Origin of the sequence: Phenylobacterium sp., from assembly GCF_036501465.1 — a bacterium.
Taxonomy (GTDB): Bacteria; Pseudomonadota; Alphaproteobacteria; order Caulobacterales; family Caulobacteraceae; genus Phenylobacterium.
On sequence record NZ_DASYAF010000125.1, the window covers coordinates 1 to 1,501 of the forward strand.

The 1,501-nt window shown below is 71.3% G+C and carries 1 protein-coding gene and 1 pseudogene; one reads left to right on the forward strand and one right to left on the reverse strand.

The genetic code is table 11. The features are described 5' to 3' along the window. Positions 1 to 1,005, reverse strand: a 1,005-nt coding sequence (locus VGL85_RS13120; RefSeq protein ID WP_331589393.1) for a glycosyltransferase, incomplete at its 3' end; no start/stop codon positions are given. A 196-nt stretch (positions 1,006 to 1,201) separates the two neighbouring features. Between VGL85_RS13120 and VGL85_RS13125 the strand changes: the two are divergent. Beyond that, positions 1,202 to 1,501: pseudogene (locus tag VGL85_RS13125) on the forward strand (glycosyltransferase family 1 protein); the annotation flags it as partial.

The following is a 1,501-nucleotide window of genomic DNA, read 5'->3' on the forward strand; positions in this document are numbered from 1 at the left end:
CCTGAGCGCCGAGGCGTGGCCGGCGTGGGTGACCACCGCCGCGGCCTGCGGCAGGATCGGCGCGTGCGGCGCGCGCGCCGTCACCAGCACGTTGTCGGGGGCTGGGAAGTCACCCGGCGACAGGACCGGCCCCAGCGTCACCACGCCCCGCACCGGCAGCCTGCCCAGCGCCTCGATGGTGCGTGCGAGCGCCGCCTCCTGCGCCTGGTACATGGTGGAGAACGAGACCAGCACCAGCGGGCGCCGATCGTCTGCCGGCCAGGGCGACGTCCAGTCCTCGGTCCAGGGCGGATCCTCGAAATAAGGGCCCACATGGCGGTACGGCTCGGGAAGGCGCTGGTCGAAGTCGAAGGCGCGACTGGTGGCGATGAGAATGCGGCCGGCCGCGTTCAACTGATCGAAGAGGTCCGCCAGTGGCGGAAGGCCCAGTCCGGCGCGCATGGCGTTGTAGGCCGGCAGGGCTTCCTGGTAGGCGCAACGCGTCGCGCTCTGCACCCGATGATAGAAGGCGCGCATATCGTCGGTCTCGGCCGGCGCGGCGCCCGCGCCGAACGGCGGCGGCCCTTCCAGCGTCGGCAGCGACCAGACGTTGGAGGTGAAGACCGCCAGCTTGGCGCCGCACGCCTCGGCGCCCGCCATGACCCCGAACAGCAGCTCGTGGACCACCACCACGTCAGGCGCGAAGGCGTCGATCGCGGCGATCGTGTCGGCCGCGAAGCGGTCCGCGGGCCCGCACATCACGCCGCTCAGGATGCCCTGGATCACCTCCAGCGGGCTCGTGGCCAGCCAGTCCTTCAGCGGATCGCTCTCGGGCAGCCGGTCGTCACGTGACGGCGCCGTTCGCCACGCTTGGAACGGCACGCCATGCGCGGCCGCGTCCGACGCGTTGCAGGCGTCGCTGATCGCCAGCGCCTGGTGGCCCCGGGACATCAGTCCCCGCGCCGCCAGCAGCATGGGCTGGACGTGGCCGCCGCCTTCCCAGGTGGCGAAGAGAAATCGCGCCATGGTCGCCGGATAAACGCCCAGCTTGGCCAAGGCAACGGAACGTCCGCGCGCCCTTGACTTAAGGCCGTGTGCGGCCAAAGGGAGCAAAAGGCGATTGAACCGGTTGTGGTCTGGCGGGCCACATCCGGTGGCGGGGAAGGAGGTGCGGCCTGTGCTAGGCAGGGGCGTCGTCGACTGGGCTTCCGCGCGCGCCGACCTGCTGACGAGGTCGGTGATCGACCATGCCCCGCGCCTCGTCGACACCACCATGCTCTATGCGCCGAAGAGCGGCGGCGTGAAGCGCTACCTCACGGCCAAGCGCGCCTGGTTCGCCGCAGCCCGCCCGCACATCCGCCATACGCTGGTGGTGCCCGGACCGCGCCACGCTTACGACGGGAACGGACGGCTTTCGATCTACGCCGCGCCGCTGCCGTTCGGCGACGGCTACCGCTGGCCGGTCGGCAAGACGGCCTGGATGAAGCGGCTGATGCGCCAGCGCCCGACGCTGATCGAGGCG